General features: G+C 76.3%; 1 protein-coding gene. It reads right to left on the bottom strand.

The annotated features are described in order from the left end of the window. Positions 1-54: 54 nt before the first annotated feature. Positions 55-20,199 carry a non-ribosomal peptide synthase/polyketide synthase gene (locus OG455_RS00265; RefSeq protein WP_266288862.1) on the bottom strand — a complete coding sequence of 6,715 codons (20,145 nt, stop codon included), beginning with the start codon at positions 20,197-20,199 and terminating at the stop codon, positions 55-57. Positions 20,200-20,237 lie beyond the last annotated feature (38 nt).

Here is a 20,237-nt window from a genome sequence, read left to right on the forward strand (position 1 = left end):
GTTCGAACGCTCGGGCGCACGGGGGACCGCGGCCCGGCGCAGGGTACGGCGCCGTCATCGGCCTCCTCGGGCATGCCGGGCGATGTGGCGCAGGGCCTCGCCGAACTCCTCGGCCACCCGGCGCACACTCGCCGTGTCGTGGACGGCGGGGCGGTGGTGCCAGGTGAAGGCGAGGCGGCCGTCCTGCACCGCACCGACCACCTCCACCAGGTGCGAGCCGCCGTCCCGGGGGTCGTGGTCCTGCCCGAACGAGCCGCGCTCGGCCCGCACAAGAGCGCGGTCGTGGCCGTGGCCGTGGTCAGGGTCATGGTCATGGTCGGGGGTCTCCGGGCGGGAGTCCCACTGGCCGAGGTAGTTGAAGACCACCTCGCCCTGCGCACCGGCGGCGAGCCGCTCGCGGACCTCGGGCGGGCCGAAGGTGCGCAGGGCGCCGAAGCCGAGCCCGTTGCCCGGCACCGCGCGCAGCTGGCGGCGCACCGACTTGACCAAGGACCGCCAGTCGCGCTCCGGGCCGAACTCCTCGGGCGCGGGCACCTGGAAGGCGACCGGGTGGACGGTGGTGAACCAGCCGACCGTACGGGAGAGGTCGACGCCCTCCAGCACGTCCTCGCGGCCGTGCCCCTCCAGGTCCAGGCGGACCTGCTCGCGCCCGGTCCAGCGAGCCAGCGCCAGCGCGAGGGCGGCCAGCAGCACGTCGTTGACACGGGTGCGGTACGCCGTCGGCGCCGCCCGCAGCAGGGCTGTGGTGTCCGCCTCGTCCAGTTCCACGCTCACCGTCGCCTGCTCACCCGCCCCCGCTCCCGCTCCCGCCAGGCGCTCCGGCTGGACGGAGCCGGCGGACACCGCCTGCTCCCAGTAGGGCAGTTCGTCGTCCAGGCCGCCTGCTGCGACGTGGGCGGCGAGCCCCAGCGCCCATTGCCGGAAGGACGTACCGCGCTCCCCGAGCGTGACCGGCTCGCCCCGCGCGGCCTGCCGGTAGGCGCTCTCCAGGTCATCGCGCAGGACGCGCCAGGAGACGGCGTCGACGACCAGGTGGTGGGCGACCAGGAGCAGGAACACCGGCCGACCGGGGTCACCGCCGAACAGGGCCGCCCGCAGCAGTGGACCGCGGGCCAGGTCGAATCCGGCGTGCAGTTCGTCGGCGACCCGCGCGATGGCCGCGTCGGCCTGCTCGGACGACTGCCCGGTCAGGTCGTGGTGGTCCAGGAGGCCGTCGGTGGGAGCCGGCGGCGGGTTGAACTGGTGCCAGCCCTCCTCGTCCCGGGTGAACCGCATGCGCAGCGCGTCGTGGTGCTCGAGCAACGCGTCCAGCGCCGCGCGCAGCGCCCGCGGGTCGGGGTCGGCGCCCAGTTCCAGCAGCGTCGACTGGTTGAAGTGGTGATGGGCGGCGCGCGGGGTGGTGAGGAACCACTCCTGGATGGGCGTCAGCGGCACCTCGCCGGTCACCGGGCCCTGGCCGCCGCGCTGCGGGGCGTCGCGCACCACGGTGGCCAGCTCCGCGACGCTCTGATGGCTGAACAGGTCCCGGGTCGCCAGGTGCAGGCCCTCCCGGCGCAGCCGCGACACCACCTGCATGCTCAGGATGGAGTCGCCGCCCAGGACGAAGAAGTTGTCGTCGACGCCGATCTCCTCGATGCCCAGCACGTCGGACCAGATCCGGGCGATCCGGCGTTCGGTGTCGGTGCGCGGCGCGACCCGCGGCCCGGCGGCGGCCCGGGCGGGCCCGGGATCGGGCAGCGCCCGGCGGTCGGTCTTGCCGCTCGCAGTGAGTGGCAGCCGGTCCAGCGGCACGAAGAGGGAGGGGACCATGTGCGGGGGCAGCAGCTCGGCCAGCTGCGCGCGCAGCTCCGCGACGGGCACCGGGTCGACCGGGGACCCGGCCCGCTCCTCCACCGGCCCCTCGGCGAGGACGACGTAGGCCACCAACCGGGCAGGCCCGGTGCCCGCGCCGCCGCCGTCGCCGTCGCCGGGTGCTTCGGTACGCACGGTGACGACCGCGTCCCGCACCAGGGGGCTGCGCCGCAGCGCGCTCTCCACCTCGCCCGGCTCGATCCGGAAGCCGCGCAGCTTGACCTGGTCGTCCACCCGGCCGACGAAGCGCAGTTCGCCGTCGGCGTGCCGGCGCGCGAGGTCGCCGGTGCGGTACATCCGCTCCCCCGGCGCGCCGAACGGGTCGGCCACGAAGCGGGCGGCGGTCAGGCCCGGGCGGCCGAGGTAGCCGCGGGCCAGACCGGGGCCGGCCACGTACAGCTCCCCGGTCACCCCGGGCGGGACCGGCCGCAGGGCGGCGTCCAGGACGTGGACGGCGGCGGGACCGGCGGGGCGGCCGATCGGCGGCGTACCCGCGCCCGCCGCCAGCGGGCCGGTCCAACTGGCGACCACCGTGGCCTCGGTGGGACCGTAGGAGTTGACCATCCGGCGACCGGGGGCCCAGGCGTCGACCAGGTCGGCCGGGCACGCCTCGGCGCCGACGATCAGGGTGCGCAACGCGGGCAGCGCACCGGCCGCCGCCGGCTCCACGGTGGCCAGGGCCGCCGGCGGGATCAGCGTGTGGCTGATCCGCCGGCCCGCGAGCACCTCGGCCAGCCGCTCGCCCACCAGCGGACCCTCCTCACCGGTGACCAGCACGGCCCCGCTGAGCAGCGAGACGCACAACTCCAGCACCGAGGCGTCGAAGCTGGGCGAGGCGAACTGGAGCACCCGGTCACCGGCGCCGGCCGCGTACTGCTCGGCGGCGGCCGCGGCGAAGCCGGCCAGTCCGCGGTGGGTCACCACCACGCCCTTGGGCGTGCCGGTCGATCCCGAGGTGTAGATGACGTAGGCGGGGTGGGCGGTCCTCAGCGCGGTGCTCCGCTCGGCATCCGTGGGCGCCGTCGGCGGTCCGTCCGCCGTCCACACCTGCGCCGGGTCGTCGAGCACCAGGAAGACGTCCGCGTCGCGCACCATGAACTCCCGCCGCTGCGCCGGGTAGCCGGGGTCGACCGGGAGGAAGGCGCCGCCGGCCTTGCTCACGGCGAGTTGTGCCACCACCGTCTCCAGCGCGCGGGGCAGCACCAGGGCCACCACCCGCTCCGGCCCCACGCCCTGCTGGATGAGCCGGTGGGACAGCCGGTTGGCCGCCCGGTCCAGCTCCGCGTAGGTCATTTCGCGATCGCCGTCCAGGACGGCCACCGCACCGGGTGTGCGGGCCACCTGCCGTTCGAACAGCTCGGGCAGGGTCGCCTCGGGCACCGCGTGGAACGTCCCCCGGGCCTGGTCGAGCAGGGTCTTCAGCTCGTCGTCGCAGGCCAGCGGCAGCGCGCCGAGCGGGCGCTTCGGGTCCTCGGCGACGGCGGCCAGCAAGGTGCCGAGCTGGTCGGCCATCCGCTCGGCGGTGGCCGCCTCGAACAGGTCGGTGTTGTAGCTGATCAGGCAGAGCAGCGCGCCGGAGGCCGTCTCGGCGAACTCCAGGGTGAGGTCGAACGCCGCCTGGTCCAGCTCGGTCTCGATGTCGGTGACGGCGAGACCGGGCAGCTCCAGGTCGGTGGCCGGGGTGTTCTGCAGGACGACCATGACCTGGAAGAGCGGACTGCGGCTGGTGTCGCGGACCGGTTGCACCTCGTCCACCACCCGCTCGAACGGCACCTCCTGGTGCTCGAAGGCGTCCAGCACCGTACGCCGGACGCCGCCGAGGAACTCGGTGAAGGGCTGCCCCGCCTCGACCCGGGAGCGCAGCACCAGGGTGTTGACGAAGAACCCGACGAGGTTCTGCGTCTCGGCCCGGTCGCGGCCGGAGGTGACGGTGCCGACGGCGATGTCCGCGTCCCCGCTGAGCCGGGCGAGATAGGCCTGGGCGGCGGCGACCAGCGTGGCGAACAGGGTGGCGCCCTGCTCCCGGCCGACCCGGGCCAGGCGGCGGACGGTGGGGGCGGGCACCTCCAGGCGGGCGGTGGCTCCGTTGCTGGTGCGCACCGCGGGCCGGGGCCGGTCGGTGGGCAGCTGGAGCGGCTCGGTGCCCGCCAACTGCTGCTTCCAGTAGGCGAGCTGGTCCTCGGTGCCGGCCGCGCCGGCCGAGCGCTGCCAGTGCGCGTAGTCGGCGTACTGCACCGGCAGTGCCGGCAACGGGGCTTCGGCGGAGCCCAGTTCGGCCCGGTAGAGGTGGGCCAGGTCGGTGAGCAGGACGGAGGTCGACCAGCCGTCGGTGATGATGTGGTGCAGGGTGAGGGCCAGCACGTGGTCGCCGTCGGCCAGCCGGACCAGGGCGACGCGCAGCAGCGGTCCCCGGCGCAGGTCGAAGGGCCGGCCGCGTTCCTCGGCGAGCAGCCGGCGCAGTGCCGAGCGCTGCTCCCGCTCGGGAAGGTCGGACAGGCCGGACAGGTCGTGCAGGTCGTGCAGGCCGGGCAGGCCGGACAGGTCGTGCAGCGGCAGCGGCACCGGCGAGGGCCGGTGGACGAGTTGGACGCCACGCCCGTCGACGCTCTCGAAGGTGGTGCGCAGCGACTCGTGGCGGGCCACCAGGGCGTTCAGGGCCGCGCCGAGGGCGCCGAGGTCCAGCGCGCCACGCAGGCGCAGCGCGAGCGCGGTGACGTACTCGGCGCCGCCGGGCGCGAACTCGTCCAGGAACCAGAGGCGTTGCTGGGCGTAGGACATCGGCGGCGCCGTCTCGCGGGCGACCGCGACGATGGCCGGGAGCCCGGCGGAGCGGTGCTGCTCCTCGGTGAGCAGCCGGGCCAGAGCGGCCGGCGTGGGGTGGGTGAACACCGCGCGGGGCGTCAGGTCGGTGCCGAACGCCTCGGCCAGCCGGGCGGCGAGCCGGATGCTGAGGATGGAGTCCCCGCCCAACTCGAAGAAGCCGTCCGCCACACCGGGCGGCGCCGTGCCCAGCACCTCCCCGAAGACCTCCGCCGTGCGGCGTTCGGCCTCGGTGCGCGGCGCGAGGCGCTCGCGCGGCCCGGCGCCGCGGTCGGCGTCCGGCGCCGGCAGCGCGGCGCGGTCGACCTTGCCGTTGCGGCTCAGCGGGAGGGCGGCGAGCGGGACGAAGGCGCTGGGGACGAGGTAGTCGGGCAGGCAGCGGGCGGCGAAGGCCCCCAGGTCCGCCAGGTCCGTGCCGGCCGGGCCGACCACGTACGCCACCAACCGCCTGGCGCCGGGCCGGTCCTCGCGGGCGAGGACGGCGACGTCGGTGACCCCCGGGTGCGCGGCCAGCGCGGCCGCCACCTCGCCGGGCTCGACCCGGAAGCCGCGGATCTTCAGCTGGTCGTCCGTGCGGCCCAGGAACTCCACGGCGCCGTCCGGCCGCCGCCTGGCCAGGTCGCCGGTGCGGTACATCCTCCCCCCGCCCTCGGCCGGGGGCGCCCCCGTCCCCGGCGCGCCGAACGGGTCGGCGAGGAAGCGCGCCGCGGTCTCGCCCGGCCGGCCCAGGTAGCCGCGCGCCACGCCCTCACCGGCCACGAACAGCTCGCCCACGCAGCCGGGCGGCACGGGCCGCAACCGGCGGTCCAGGACGTACACGCGCTTGTCGTCCAGAGGGTGGCCGACGGGCACGGTGTCGGGCACCGCCGCCGGGTCCGCGAGGGCGAAGGAGGTCGCGAAGGTGGTGGTCTCGGTGGGTCCGTAGCCGTCCACCACGCTCAGGCCGGGGCAGGCGGCGAGGACCCGGCGCACGGCGGCGGCGGGCACCACGTCGCCACCGGTCCACAGCCGGCGCAGGCCCGCGAAGCAGTCCGGCGCGTCCTGGGCCAGCAACCGGAAGAGCCCGGCGGTGAGCCACAGCGCCGTCAGCCCCTCGGCCGCCAGCCGCCGCAGCAGCGCCGCGTCCACCGGTCCGTCGGGGGCGACGACCACCTGGCCGCCGTTGAGCAGCGGTGCCCACACCTCGAAGGTGGCGGCGTCGAAGGCGACCGGGGAGTGCAGCAGCACCTGCTCGCACCCTCCGTCGGCGAAGCGGCTGTCGGTGGCCAGCGAGGCCACGTCCCGGTGGCGGACCGCCACCGCCTTGGGCTCGCCGGTGGAGCCGGAGGTGAACATCACGTACGCCAGCCGGTCGGGGTCGGCCGACGGCGCGGGCACGGCCGGCGCGGGCACGGCGGGCCGCTCGGCCGCCTCGGTGCGGGCGGCGGCGACCTGGGCGACGGTGAGCTCGAAGGTGGCGCCGGCCCGGGCGAGCAGCGCGCGGCGGCGCTCCTCGGGCGCCCGGGCGTCCACCGGCACGTAGGCGCCGCCCGCCTTGAGGACGGCCAGCTGGGCGACGACGAGTTCCACCGAGCGGTCCATCGCCAGCGCCACCCGGTCCTCGATCGCCAGGCCCTGGGCCAGCAGCCGGGCGGCCAGGCGGTCCGACCACCGCGCCAGCCGGCGGTAGGTCAGCTCGTTCTCACCGTGCCGCAGCGCGACCGCCTCGGGTGTGCGGCGGGCCTGCTCGGCGAAGAGCGCCACCGGGCTGCGCGGCGCCACTCGGCGGGCAGGGGTGTGCCACGCCGCCAGCAGTTCCCGGTCGGCCGGGGTCAGCAGCTCCAGATCGCCCACCTCGCCGTCGACGCCGTCCACGCCGTCGGCGAGGCCGGTGAGCAGGACGGCCAGGCGCTGGGCCGCGCGCTCCACGGTGGGGCGGTCGAAGAGCGCGGGGTCGTAGGCCAGGTCGAAGCCGAGCCGCTCGGCCAGGTAGGCGCGCAGGCACCAGGGGAAGGTGGTGGCGTCGTCGGCGCGTACCTCCGCCACCCGCACGCCGGTCCTGGCCGCGAGGGACTCGTCGACGGGGTAGTTCTCGAACACCACCATGCTGTCGAACAGCGCCTCGCCGGCCGGCACCTCGCTCAGCGCCTGGATGCGGGTCAGCGCCAGGTGGTCGAACGGGCGCCCGTCGCTCTGCCGCTCCTGGAGCTCCCGCAGCCAGGGCAGCACGCCGCCGGTGGCGGGTATCCGGACCCGGGTGGGCACGGTGTTGATGAACATGCCGATCATCGACTCGACGCCGGGCAGCTCCGCCGGCCGGCCGGAGACGGTGGTGCCGAAGACCACGTCGTCGCTGCCGCTGTAGCGCGCCAGCAGCAGCGCCCAGGCCCCCTCGATCACGGTGTTGACGGTCAGTCCGGCGCGGGCGGCCCGCTCCCGCAGCCGCCGGGAGATGGCCTGGTCCAGCTCGTGGTGGACGGTCGCGGCGGAGCGGGCGCGGTGCGCCTGGCCGGGCACGCGGTCGAACGGCAGCACATTGCGCGCGCTGAAGCCGGCAAGCGCCTCGGCCCAGTGCTCCTCGGCCGCCTGCCCGTCCTGCTCGGCCAGCCAGTGCAGGAAGTCCGCGAACGGACGCCGTGGCGGCCACAGCCGCCGCGGGTCGCCGCCGGTCAGCGCGGCGTACTGCTCGCAGACCTCGCTCAGCAGTTGCCCGCTGCTCCAGCCGTCCAGGATCAGGTGGTGGGTGGACCAGAGCAGCAGCACCTCCTCGCCCGGCAGCGCGGCCAGCGTGAGGCGGGTGAGCGGCGCGGTGGTGAGGTCCATGCCCGCGGCGCGGTCCGCGGCGAGCAACCGCTCGGTCTCCGCCGCCCGCCGCTGGGCCGGCAGCTGCCGCCAGTCCAGCAGGGTGACTGGCAACTCGGCGTGGTGGAGCACCAGTTGGACGGGATGCGGCAGGCCCCGCCAGTGCACGCCGGTGCGCAGCGCCGGCGTGCGATCGGCCAGCAGCTGCCAGGCCTCGGCGAAGGCGCGCGGGTCGGCCACCCCGGCCAGCCGCACCGCGATCCGGTCGAAGTAGGCGCCTTCGGTGTCGACCAGACCGTGGAAGAGCATCCCGGACTGCAGCGGTGTCAGCGGCAGCACGTCCGCGACCTGCCGCCCGTCACCGACGAGCCGGTCCAGCTGGTCCTGGGTCAGGCCGGCGAGCGGGAAGTCGGACGGGGTGCGGCCTCCGGCCCCGGGGCGGGCGCAGTGCGCCACGATCTCGCGCAGCGCGGCAGCCATCTCCTCGGCCAGCCGGCGCACGTCGGCCTCGTCGTAGACGTCCGGCGGGTAGGTCCAGCCCAGTTCGAGGCGTCCGTGCTGGACCACCCCCGTGATGTCCAGCAGGTAGGGGCGGGCTTCGTCCGGGTCGGTGTCACGGCCGACCGGGGGCAGCGAGTCGCGGTACAGCCCGTCCGCGCCGGTGCTCTCGGCATCCCACCGGCCGTGGTAGTTGAAGCCGACCTGCGGGGCCGGCGCGTCCGCCGACCGGCTCCCCGGCAGCAGGTGGCGCAGCGCGCCGTGGCTCAGCCCGCGCAGCGGCACCGCGCGCAGCTGCTCCTTGACCGAGCGCAGGGTCTCGTGCCACCCGGCGTCGGGGGCCACGCTCAGGGCGAGCGGGAACTCGGCGGTGAACCAGCCCACCGTCCGGGACAGGTCCAGGTCCTCGAAGAGGTCCTCCCGGCCGTGCCCCTCCACGCCGACCAGTACGCTCTCGCGACCGCACCAGCGGGACAGGGTGCGGCCCAGCGCGCTGAGCAGCACGTCGTTGACCTGGGTGCGGTAGGCCTCGGGGACCTGGCGCAGCAGGGCGTCGGTCGTCTGCGCGTCCAGCGTCACGGTGACGGTGGCGGCGGTGCCGTGGGTGTTGGGCCCGGGCCGGCCGGCGGGCAGGTCGGCCCGGGCCGTGGCGGTCCGCGCCCAGTACTCGCGGTCGGCGTCCAGCGCGCCGGAGCGGGTGTGCTGCTCCAGCCGGGTGGCCCAGCGGCCGTAGGAGGTGCCCGCCGGGGGAAGCTCGACCAGCTTGCCGGTCAGCGCCGTTCGGTACGCCGCCTCGATGTCGGCCAGCAGGATGCGCCAGGAGACGCCGTCCACGGCCAGGTGGTGGACGGTGACGACGAGTTGGCCCGGCTGCCGGGCGCCGCGGTCGAAGAGGAGCACGCGGACCATCCGGCCCTCGGTCGGGTCCAGTTCGGCCTGGGCGCGGAGCGTGGCGTCCTGCACCGCCGCCTCCACGGCCGCGGGGTCGAGGTCGGCCACCTGGTGCCGGGTGAGGACGCCCTGCGGCGCCTCGGCGAGCACCTCCTGGCGCCAGCCGGTGCCGGTGTGGCGCAGCCGGGTGCGCAGGGCCGCGTGGCAGCGCACCAGGGCCGCGGCGGCCTGTCCCAGGGCCGACTGGTCCGTGCCGGGGGCCAGTTCCAGCCGCTGGGTCATGGTGAAGCGCAGCGGGTCGCGCGGGCCGCGGCCGTCGAGGTACCAGTGCTGGATCGGGGTGAGCGGTGCTTCGCCGGGTGCGGTGTCGTCGCCGGGCACCGGGCGCGCGGCCACCTCGCCGACGACCAGGGCGAGTTCGGCGACGCTCTGGTGCCGGAAGACGTCCTTGGTGGTGAGCGCGAGCCCGGCGGCCCGGGCCCGGGAGACGATCTGGATGCTGAGGATGGAGTCGCCGCCGAGCGCGAAGAAGTTGTCGTGCGCGCCCACCGTGGCCACTCCCAGCACCTCGGCCCAGATCGCTGCCAGTCGCTGCTCGGCCCCGGGCCGCGGCGCCACGAACGCGGTGCCGCTGTCGGGCTGGGCGGGCGGGGCGGGCAGCGCGCGGCGGTCGGTCTTGCCGCTGGAGGTGCGCGGGATCCGCTCCAGCGCAACGAACGCGGCGGGCACCATGTGGTCGGGCAGCGTCCGCCGCAGCCGGACCCGCAGCTCCTCGGCGGGTGGGACCCTGTCCCCGGCGGGCACCAGGTGGCCGACCAGCATCAGGCGGCCGGCGTGCTCGCGGGCGGTGACCACCGCCTCGGCGACGTCCGGGTGCTCCAGCAGGGCGGCCTCCACCTCGCCGGGCTCGACCCGGAACCCCCGGATCTTGACCTGCTCGTCGACCCGGCCCAGGAACTCCAGCAGTCCGTCCGCGTCCCAGCGGGCCCGGTCGCCGGTGCGGTACATCCGGGTACCGGGAGGCCCGAACGGGTCGGGCAGGAAGCGGGTGGCGGTCAGGCCCGGCCGGTTCAGGTAGCCGCGGGCCACCTGCGCTCCGGCCAGGAACAGCTCCCCCGCCGTGCCGGGCGGCACCGGCCGTAGGGCGTCGTCGAGCACGTAGGCCCGCAGGTTGCGGCCCGGACGGCCGACGACCGGGCGCTCGGGGCTGTCCGCGCAGCGGCCGTAGAGGGCGTCGACGGTGCACTCGGTGGGCCCGTAGACGTTGTAGGTCGTGACGCCGAGATCGCGCTGCGCCGCGCACAGCTCCTGCCAGGCGGCCGGCGAGATCGCCTCGCCGCCGACCAGCAGCAGGCCCGGGTGGTGACGGCCGGCTGCGAACAGCCCGGCGGCGGTGAGTTCGCGCAGGTAGGAGGGGGTGACGTTGACCACGTCCAGGCGCCGTTCGGCGATCCGGGCGCAGAACGCCTCCGGGTCGAGCCGGACGTCCTCGTCGATGAGGTGCAGCTCCTGGCCGAACGCCAGCAGCAGCGGGCCCTCCCAGCTGGTGTCGAAGGAGAACGAGGCGCTGAGCGCCATCCGCAGCCGGCGCCCGTCCGTGAGGTGCGGCGTGAGAATACCCGCGCGGTGGTCCTGGCAGAGGTTGACCAGCTGGCGGTGCTCCACCGCGACGCCCTTGGGGCGGCCGGTGGAGCCGGAGGTGTAGATGACGTACGCGGTGTGCTGCGGCAGCAGCGGGCGGACGCGGTCGGCGTCGGTGGGGTCGTGGGCGGGCAGCCGGTCCCACGGCACCTCGCGCAGCTCCCGCTCCGTCAGCAGCGTCCGCGGACGGGCGTCGGCGAGCAGGAAGGCGGCCCGCTCCTCGGGGAGTTCGGGATCCAGGCAGAGCAGCGCGGCACCCGACTTGAGCACCGCGAGCAGCGCGACCAGCATCTCCGAGGTGCGCGGCAGCCGCAGCGCGACCACCTGCTCCGGGCCGGCTCCCTGGGAGACGAGGTGGTGGGCGAGCCGGTTGGCCCGCTCGTTGAGGGCGGCGAAGTCGAGGGTGGCGTCGGTGGCGACCAGGGCGGTGGCGTGCGGGGTGCGGGCGGCCTGCGCCTCGAACAGCGCGGGGAAGGTGGTGTCCGCCACGGGCAGCGGCTCGCCCTGCCCCATCCGCAGCACCTGCCGGCGCTCGGCGGCGGTCATCAGCGGCAGGGCGGCGACGGCGCTGCCCGGGTCCTCGGCGACGGCCTCCAGCAGGATCCGCAGCCGGCCGGCCAGGCGCTCGGCGGTGGCCTCGTCGAACAGGCCGGTGCTGTACTCCAGGTAGCCGGTCAGGCCGCCGTCGCGCTCGACGAAGTCGAAGGCGAGGTCGAAGGTGGCGCTACGGATCGGCGGCGCCACCGGTGCCACCTGAAGGCCGGGCATCCGGGGCGCCTCGGTGCCCAGGTTGTGCAGGGCCACCATCACCTGGAACAGCGGCGTGCGGCTGGTGTCGCGCTCCGGCTGGAGGGCGTCGACCAGCCGCTCGAACGGTACCTCCTGGTGGGCGAAGGCCGCCAGGACGGTGTCGCGCGAGCGCGCCAGCAGCTGGTGGAACGACAGCTCCGGGCGCACCTCGGCGCGCAGCACCAGGGTGTTGACGAACATGCCCACCACGTCGTGGAGTTCGGGCCGCTCGCGGCCCGAGGTGACGGTGCCCACGGCGACGTCCTGCTGGCCGGCCCAGCGGGCGAGCAGCAACTGGCACGCCGTCAGCAGGGTCATGTAGAGGGTGGCGTCGGCCTCCCGGCCCCGCTCGCGCAGCCGTCCGGTCAGCGCGGCGGGCAGGGTGAAGGTCACCAGGGCCCCGTCGCGGGTGCGCACGGCGGGGCGCGGCCGGTCGGTGGGCAGGTCCAGCGGCTCCATGCCGTCCAGCGCCTGGCGCCAGTGGGCGAGGTCCGCCTCGGCGCGGTCGGTGCGGGCGCGCTGCCAGACGGCGTAGTCGCCGTACCGCACGGGCAGCTCGGGCAGCTCGGGGCGGCGCCGCTCATGGGCGGCCGCGTACAGCTCGCCCAGGTCCCGGCCGAGGACGGCCACCGACCAGCCGTCGGTGGCGATGTGGTGCACGGCCAGCACGAGCACGTGCTCGTCCTGGGCCGAGCGCACCAGCCGGGCCCGCAGCAGCGGCCCGGCGGCCAGGTCGAACGGGGCGGCGGCGACGCGTTCCAGCAGCGCGTCGAGGACCGCCGCCGGCTCCCCGATGAGATCGTCCACCGGCAGCTCGACCGGCCGCGGCGGGCGCACGACCTGCCGGGCGCGTCCGTCCTGCTCGGCGAACGTGGTCCGCAGCGCCTCGTGCCGGGCCACCAGGGCGTCCAGGGCGGTGCGCAGGGCGCCCTCGTCGAGCGCTCCGCGCAGGCGCAGCACGGACATGGTGCTGTACTCGGTGCCACCCGGCTCGAAGCGGTCGAGGAACCACAGCCGCTGCTGGGCGTAGGAGAGCGGCAGCTCGGTGTCCGGGGCCGCGGCGGGGATCGCGTCGGCCGGTGCGCCGCCCGCACCGGCCGGCTCGCCGAGGACGGCGGCCAGGTCGGCGAGTGTGGCGTGGCTGAACAGCAGTCGGGGCGAGACGTCCGTGCCGAACGCCGCGCGCAGCCGGGAGGTGACCCGGATGGCGAGGATGGAGTCGCCGCCGAGGGCGAAGAAGTCGTCGTCGACGCCGACCTCGTCGGTGTCCAGCACGTCCGCCCAGGCCGCGGCGACCAGCCGTTCGGCGTGGGTGCGGGGCGCCGTGCGGTCACGGCCGGCGGCGAAGCCGTCGGGGCCCGGCGCCGGCAGCGCCCGCCGGTCGAGCTTGCCGTTGGCGGTGAGCGGCAGGGCCGCCATCGGGACGTAGGCGGCGGGCACCATGTAGGGCGGCAGCAGCCGCTCCAGGTGCGCGCGCAGCTCGGCGGCTGACGGCGGGGCCGTGGCGCGGTCACCGCCGCCGGTGCCGGCGACGACATGGGCCACCAGGCGGCGGGTGCCGGCGGTGTCCTCGTACACGCCCACGGTGGCGGCGCCCACACCCGGGTGGGCGTGCAGGGCGGCCTCGATCTCGCCGGGCTCGATCCGGTAGCCGCGGATCTTCACCTGCTGGTCGACGCGGCCCAGGTACTCCAGGGTGGCGTCGGCCCGCCGGCGGGCCCGGTCACCGGTGCGGTACATCCGGGCACCGGGACGCCCGAACGGGTCGGCGACGAAGCGGGTGGCGGTCAGGCCCGGCCGGTTCAGGTAGCCGCGGGCCAGGCCCTCCCCCGCGACGAACAACTCGCCCACCGCACCGGGGGGTACCGGCGCCAGGTCGGCGTCCAGCACGTAGACCCGCAGGTCGGGGATGCCGGTGCCGATCGGCGCCGGCCCGCCGGCGCGGGCCGTGGCGCGGTCCAGCGGGGCGTAGGTGACGTGCACGGTCGTCTCGGTGATGCCGTACATGTTGACCAGGTGCGGCGCGGTGTCCGGATGGCGGTCGTACCAGTCGGCCAGCCGCGCCGCGTCCAGCGCCTCGCCGCCGAAGACCACCGTGCGCAGCGCCAACCTGCTTCCCAGCTCCGGGTGTTCGGCGTCGGCGCGGACCAGCGGGTAGAAGGCGGAGGGGGTCTGGTTGAGGACGGTGACCTGCTCGTCCGCCAGCAGGCGCAGGAAGTCCTCCGGGGAGCGGGCGGTGTCCTCGGGCACCACGACGAGCCGGCCGCCGTGCAGCAGCGGGCCCCACAGCTCCCACACCGAGAAGTCGAAGGTGTAGGAGTGGAAGAGCGTCCAGACGTCCTCGGCGCCGAAGCCGAACCACTGCTCGGTACGGTCGAAGAGCCTCACCACGTTGGCGTGAGGGACCACGACTCCCTTGGGGCGGCCGGTGGATCCCGACGTGAAGATGGCGTAGGCGGGGCTCCCGGGCAGGGGGCGGTGGGCCGGGGCGAGCCCGGTGGCCGGGCGCCGGGCGAGGTCGGCGCGCACCTCGGCGTCGCCCAGTGGGAGCACGGGCACGCCGGTGTGCGTCGGCGCGGCGGCGTCCTCGGTGAGGGTCACCAGCGCCACCGGCTCGACGTCCCGCAGCAGTTGGGCCACGCGCTCGGGCGGCAGCGCCGGGTCGAGCGGCAGGTAGGCCGCGCCGGTCTTGAGGACGGCGAGGACCGCCACGACCAGGTCGAGGGAGCGGGGCAGCGCGAGGGCCACGAACCGCTCGGGCGAGGCCTGGAGTTCGGCCAGCCGGTGGGCGAGCCGGTTGGCCCGCGCGTCCAGCGTGGCGTAGTCGAGCCGGTCCTCACCGAAGCTGACGGCCTCGGCGTGCGGGGTGCGGGCGGCCTGCGCCTCGAAGAGGTCCACCAGGGTCCGGTCGGGCCGGCCCTGCGCGGCGCCGTTCCAGTCGACCAGCATCCGCCGCCGTTCTTCGGCGGTGGTCCAGGCCAGGGCGCGCAGCGGGCGGTCCAGGTCGTCGGCCAGCTCGGTGAGCAGCAGGCAGAGCCGGTCGGCCAGGGTGCGAGCGGTCTCGGCGTCGAACAGCTCGGGGTCGTAGGCGAGGTCGAAGCCGAACCGCTCCCCCTGGTGGGCCCGCAGCACCAGCGGGTAGTTGGTGGCGTCGCGGGAGGTGACGTCGGCCAGCCGCACGCCGGAGCCCGCCGCGCGGGCCTCGTCGAAGGGGTAGTTCTCGAAGGCGACCATGCTGTCGAAGAGCGGGCTGCCGGAGGGCACCTCGCTCATGCCGGTCAGCTCGGCCAGCGAGACCGCGGCGAAGCGCCGGGCCTCGGCCTGCGCCTCCTGGAGGTCGCGGAGCCAGGCCGCGGCGGTGCGCCCGCCGTCCACCGTGACCCGGGTGGGCAGGGTGTTGATGAACATCCCGATCATCGACTCGACGCCGGGCAGGTCGTCGGGGCGGCCGGAGACGGTGGTCCCGAACAGCACGTCCCGCTCGGCGCTGTAGCGGGACAGCAGCAGCGCCCAGGCGCCCTGGACCACGGTGCCCAGGGTCAGCCCGGCCCGCCGGGCGGTGCGGGCCAGCCGCCGCGACACCTCCTGTGACAGCCCGGCCGGGTGCACGCCCGCCGAGCGGGCCTGGTGGACCCCGCGCCGGACCCGGTCGACCGGCAGCGGGGTCGGGGTGGCGAAACCGTCCAGGACGCCCCGCCAGTGGGCGCGCGCGGCCTCGCCGTCCTGCTCGGTCAGCCAGCGCACGTACTCGCCGAAGGGCCGGCGCGCGGCGGGTCGCGGCTGGGCGCCGGTGGTGAGCGCCGCGTACTCCTCGAACACGTCGGTGAGCACCTGGGCCAGGCTCCAGCCGTCCAGGATCAGGTGGTGGGAGGTCCACAGCAGGTGCAGGCGCGCGTCGGGCAGCCGGACCAGGGTGAGCCGCATCAGCGGCGCCGCGGCGATGTCCACGCCCCGCGCGAGGTCCTCCTCGCGCGCGGCGGCCACCCGCTGGGCGCGCTCCCGCGGGTCCGCCGCGCGCAGGTCCAGCCGGGTCACCGGTATCCGGGCGGAGCGGTGCACCACCTGGAGCGGGACGGGGACGCCCTCCCAGACCACCGAGGTCCGCAGGGCGGGCGTGCGGTCGGCCACCCGCTGCCAGGCGGCGGCGAAGGCGTCGGGGTCGCCGACGCCGTCCAGGAGCAGCGCGGCCTGGTCGACGTAGACGTCGTCGGGCCCGCCGACCAGGCGGTGGAAGAGCATGCCCTCCTGGAGCGGGGTGAGCGGCAGCAGGTCCTCCACCGCCCGCCCGTCGCCGACCAGCCGGTCCACGCCGGCCTGGTCCAGCCGGGCGAGCGGGAAGTCGGACGGGGTGCGGCCGCCGGCCTCGGGACGGGCACAGTGCTCGGCGATGGCGGCCAGCGCGGCGGTCATCGCCGCCGCCAGGCGCTGGACGGTGGCCGCCTCGTGCACCTGGTCGCTGTAGTGCCAGGTGATCTCCAGCTCGCCGTCGGCCACCACGGCGGAGACGTCGAGCAGGTGGTCCAGCGGCTCACCGGGGGCGAGGTCCGGGCCCGGCGCCTCGCCGGCCGGGGCGAAGTCCCCGCCCTCGGCCGCCGCCCACTGCCCGTGGTAGTTGAAGGACACCTGGGGCAGCGCCACCTCCCGCAGGGCCCCGGCGGCCGGGTCGGGCGAGCCCAGTCGGGCCAGTGCCTCGTAGCTCAGGCCGCGCCGGGGGACGGCCCGCAGCCGTTCCTTGACCGCCTTCAGGGTGGCGGCCCAGTCCGGGGCGCCGGCCGGTCCTGCCGGGGCGAGTGTGACGGGGTACTGGGTGGTGAACCAGCCGACCGTGCGGGAGAGGTCGAGGTCGTGGCCGGCCGGCCCGCCGAGGTCCTCGCGGCCGTGCCCCTCCAGGGCGACGGCCACCCGCTCGGCGCCCGTCCAATCGGCGAGCACCCGGCCCAGCGCGCTGAGCAGCACGTCGTTGACCTGGGTGCGGTAGACCGCGGGAACGCGGCGCAGCAGTGCCTCGGTGGTGGCGCGGTCCACCCTGCTCCGGACGGTGCGGACGGAGCCGGCCAGCGGGGTGCCGGGGTGGTCGACGGGCAGCGCGGCGGGCGCGGCCGAGGCCTCGCCCGTCCAGTACGGCAGGTCCTGGTCGAGCTCCCCGGCCCGCACGCGCTCGGCGAAGTGGCGCGCCCAGTCGGTGAACGGGGTGTGCTCCGGGTCGACTCGGGCCGGCTCGCCGGCGGCCGCCTGGCGGTAGGCGCGGGCGAGGTCGGCGAGCAGCACCCGCCAGGAGACGCTGTCCACGGCCAGGTGGTGGGCCGTCACGAAGAGCTGGGGCCGGGCGTCGCCGGCGGGCCGCAGCAGGGCCGCGCGCAGCAGCGCGCCGGTGGCCGGGTCGAGGGCCGCGCGGGCCTCGTCGGCCGCCAGGGCGGCAGCGGTGCCCGGGTCGTGACGGGTCAGCAGCCCGGTGGCCGGGCCGGCCCCCGGGTGCTGGTGCCAGGTGTCGCCGGTGCGGGTGAACCGGGTGCGCAGCGCCGGGTGCGCGGCCACCACCGCTTCGAGTGCCAGCTCCAGCGCCCGTTCGTCCAGGTCGCGCGGCAGGTCCAGCAGCATCGACATGCTGAAGTGGCGCAGCGGGCCGTGCGTGGCGAAGAACCACTCCTGCACCGGGGTCAGCGGCGCGGGTCCGTCGCCGCTCGGTCGCCGCTCGGTCGCCGGGGCGGTGGGCCGGTGGGCGGCCGCGGCGGCCGCGGCGGCGAGGTCGGCGACGGTCTGGTGGCGGAAGACGTCGCTGGAGCTGAGCCGCAGGCCCGCGGCGCGGGCCCGGGAGACGGCCTGGATGCTCAGGATCGAGTCGCCGCCCAGCTCGAAGAAGTTGTCCGTGACGCCCACCTCGGCGACGCCGAGCACCTGGGCCCAGACGCCGGCCAGCAGCTCCTCCTCCGGGGTCCGCGGGGCGACGAACTCCCGCTGCCGCCGGTCCACTTCGAGGTCGGGGGCGGGCAGGGCGCGGCGGTCGAGCTTGCCGCTGGTGGTGAGCGGGAGCGCGTCGAGCGCGGTGAAGGAGGACGGCACCAGGTGGTCGGGCAGCACCTGCCGCAGCGCCGCGCGCAGGTCGGCGGCGGGCGGCGCGGCGCAACCGGTGGCGGGTACCACGTAGGCCGCCAGCCGGGCGTGGCCGTGCGCGTCGGGGACGGCGACGACCGCGGCCGCGCCGAGCGCGGGCAGCTCCAGCAGCGCCGCCTCGACCTCGCCCGGTTCGATGCGGTGGCCGCGCACCTTGACCTGGTCGTCGGCGCGCCCGAGGTAGTCCAGGCGCCCGTCGGCGGTCCAGCGGGCCAGGTCCCCCGTGCGGTACATGCGGGCGCCGGGCGGCCCGAACGGGTCGGCCGTGAAGCGCGCGGCGGTCAGCCCCGGGCGGTCGGCGTAGCCGCGGGCGAGCTGCTCGCCCGCCAGGTACAGCTCGCCGCCGACGCCGACCGGCACCGGCCGGCGCCGGTCGTCCAGCACGTAGGCCCGCACGTTCGGCAGCGGCCGGCCCACCAGCGGCCGGTCACCGGCCGCGATCCGGCAGGCCAGCGCGTCGACCGTGCACTCGGTCGGGCCGTAGAAGTTGTAGGCGGCCACCTCGGGATGGGCGGCCAGCTCGCGCCAGAGGGCGGCGCCGACCGCCTCGCCGCCGAGCATCAGCACCCGCGGGCGGTGCCGCGGATCGGTGAGCAGCCCGGCGGGCAGCAGCTGCCCGAGGTAGGAGGGGGTCACGTCGAGGAAGTCGACACGGTGCCGGACCACGTACTCGACCAGGGCCGCCGGGTCCATCCGGGTCGCCTCGTCCACCAGGTGCAGCGGGTGGCCGTCGGCCATCAGCAGCACGCCCTCCAACGAGGTGTCGAAGGAGAACGACGCGGTGAGCGCCACCCTCAGCGGGCCGCCGCCCGCGTCGGCGACGAAGCCGGCCCGGTGGGCGGCCAGCAGGTGCGCCGCCGCGCGGTGCGTCACCACGACGCCCTTGGGGCGGCCGGTGGAGCCCGAGGTGTAGATGACGTACGCGGTGTTCGCCGGGCGCAGCGGGGCGAGCCGGTCGCCGTCGTCGGGGTCGGTGTCCCGGCCGCCGGCCGGCACGGCGCGCAGCGCGTCCTCGTCGAGGACCAGCGCCGGCCGGGCGTCGTCCAGCAGGTAACGGACGCGCTCGGCGGGCAGCGCGGGGTCGATCGGCAGGTAGCCGGCGCCGGACTTCCAGACGGCGAGGATCGCCACGATCATGTCGGCCGTGCGCGGCAGCAGCAGCGCGACCAGCCGCTCGGGGCCGGCGCCGAGGGATATCAGGTGGTGGGCGAGCCGGTTGGCCCGGGTGTTGAGCGTCGCGTGGTCCAACCGCTCCTCGCCGGCGACCAGGGCGAGCGCGTCCGGCGTCAGGGCGGCCCGGCGTTGCAGGAGTTCCGGGTACGTGGCGTCGTCGACGGTCAGGACGGCGCCGTTCCACTCCCGCGTCACCCGGCGGATCTCCTGGGCGGAGAGCAGCGGCAGGGTGCCCAGCGGCCGGTCCGGTCCGGCGGCGGCGCCCTCCAGCAGCCGCAGCAGCTGGTCGGCCATCCGTCGCGCGGTGGACTCCTCGAACAGGTCGCCGCGGTACTCCAGCAGGCCGGTCAGTCCCTCCCCGTCCGGCACGAACTCCACGCTCAGGTCGAAGGTGGCCGCCTGCCGGGGCACGTCGACCAGGGAGACGTCCAGCCCCTGGGGAGCGGCGGCCGCGGGCGGCGCGGGGTGCAGCAGGACCATCACGTCGAAGAGCGGGTTGCGCCCCGCCTCGCGCGGGGCGCCCACCGCCTCCACGAGGCGCTCGAAGGGCGTGTCACCGTGCACGAAGGAGTCGTTGACGGTGGTGGTGGCGGCCCTCAGCAGATCGCGGAAGGACCAGGACCGCTCCACCGGGGTGCGCAGCACCACCGTGTTGACGAAGCAGCCGACGGCCCGTTCCAGGTCGGTGCGGGAGCGTCCGGAGGTCAGGGAGCCCACGGTGATGTCGTCCTGGCCGGACCAGCGGGCCAGCAGCGCCTGGGTGGCGGCGACCAGGGCGGTGTAGAGCGTGCTGTGCTGCTCGGTCGCCAGCTCGCGCAGCCGGGCCGTCAGCGGCGCGGGGACGCTGAAGGTGTGGATCGCGCCCGCGCCGGCCTCCTCACCGCGCCGCGGCCGGTCCAGCGGCAGCTCGGGCGCCACCGCACCCGCCAACTGGCCCTTCCAGTAGGCGAGGTGATTCTCCAGCCGGGCGCCGGAGAGCTGCTCGCGCTGCCACACCGCGAAGTCCGGGTACTGCGTGGCCACCGGCGCCAGCTCCGGGGCGGCGCCCCGGACCAGGGCGGCGTAGGCGGCGCACAGCTCGTCCAGGACCACGCCCATCGACCAGCCGTCGGTGACGATGTGGTGCGCGGTCAGCAGCAGGACGTGCGCGGTGTCCGACTCGCGCACCAGCAGGGCCCGCAGCGGTGGCCCCTGGCGCAGGTCGAAGGGGCGGGAGTACTCCGCCAGCAGGGCCGCGTCGAGGGTGGTCGGCGGGGTCAGCTCGCGGACCGGCAGCGGCACCGGCCCGGCCGGGCGCACGGTCTGCGCCAGTTGGCCGTCGGTCTCCTCGAAGGTGGTCCGCAGCGCCTCGTGGCGTGCCACCACCGTGGCCAGTGCCCGAGCGAGCGCCTCGCGCTCCAGCGGCCCGGTGAAGCGCACCGCGAGGGCGCTGTTGTAGCGGTGGTCGCCGGGCCGCAGCCGGTCCAGGAACCACAGGCGCTGCTGGACGAAGGAAAGGGGCAGCGGGCGGCCGCGGTCGGCGCGCGGGACGGTCCGCCCCGCGCCGGCCCCCTCGCCGCCGGCCTGTCCGGCCAGCCGGCGGCGCAGCGCTTCCCGCAGGTCCGCGGGCAGGGCGGCGGCGCGGTCTCGCTTCGAAGGCGTCATGGTCGTCGGGTCCTCACCGTTCGTCATCGTTCGTCGTC

The organism is Kitasatospora sp. NBC_01287 (genome assembly GCF_026340565.1).
Classification (GTDB): Bacteria; Actinomycetota; Actinomycetes; order Streptomycetales; family Streptomycetaceae; genus Kitasatospora.

Coding starts and splice junctions, on each gene's coding strand:
- OG455_RS00265 (WP_266288862.1), bottom strand. CDS start 20,199: ATGACGCCTTCGAAGCGAGACCGCGCCGCCGCCCTGCCCGCGGACCTG.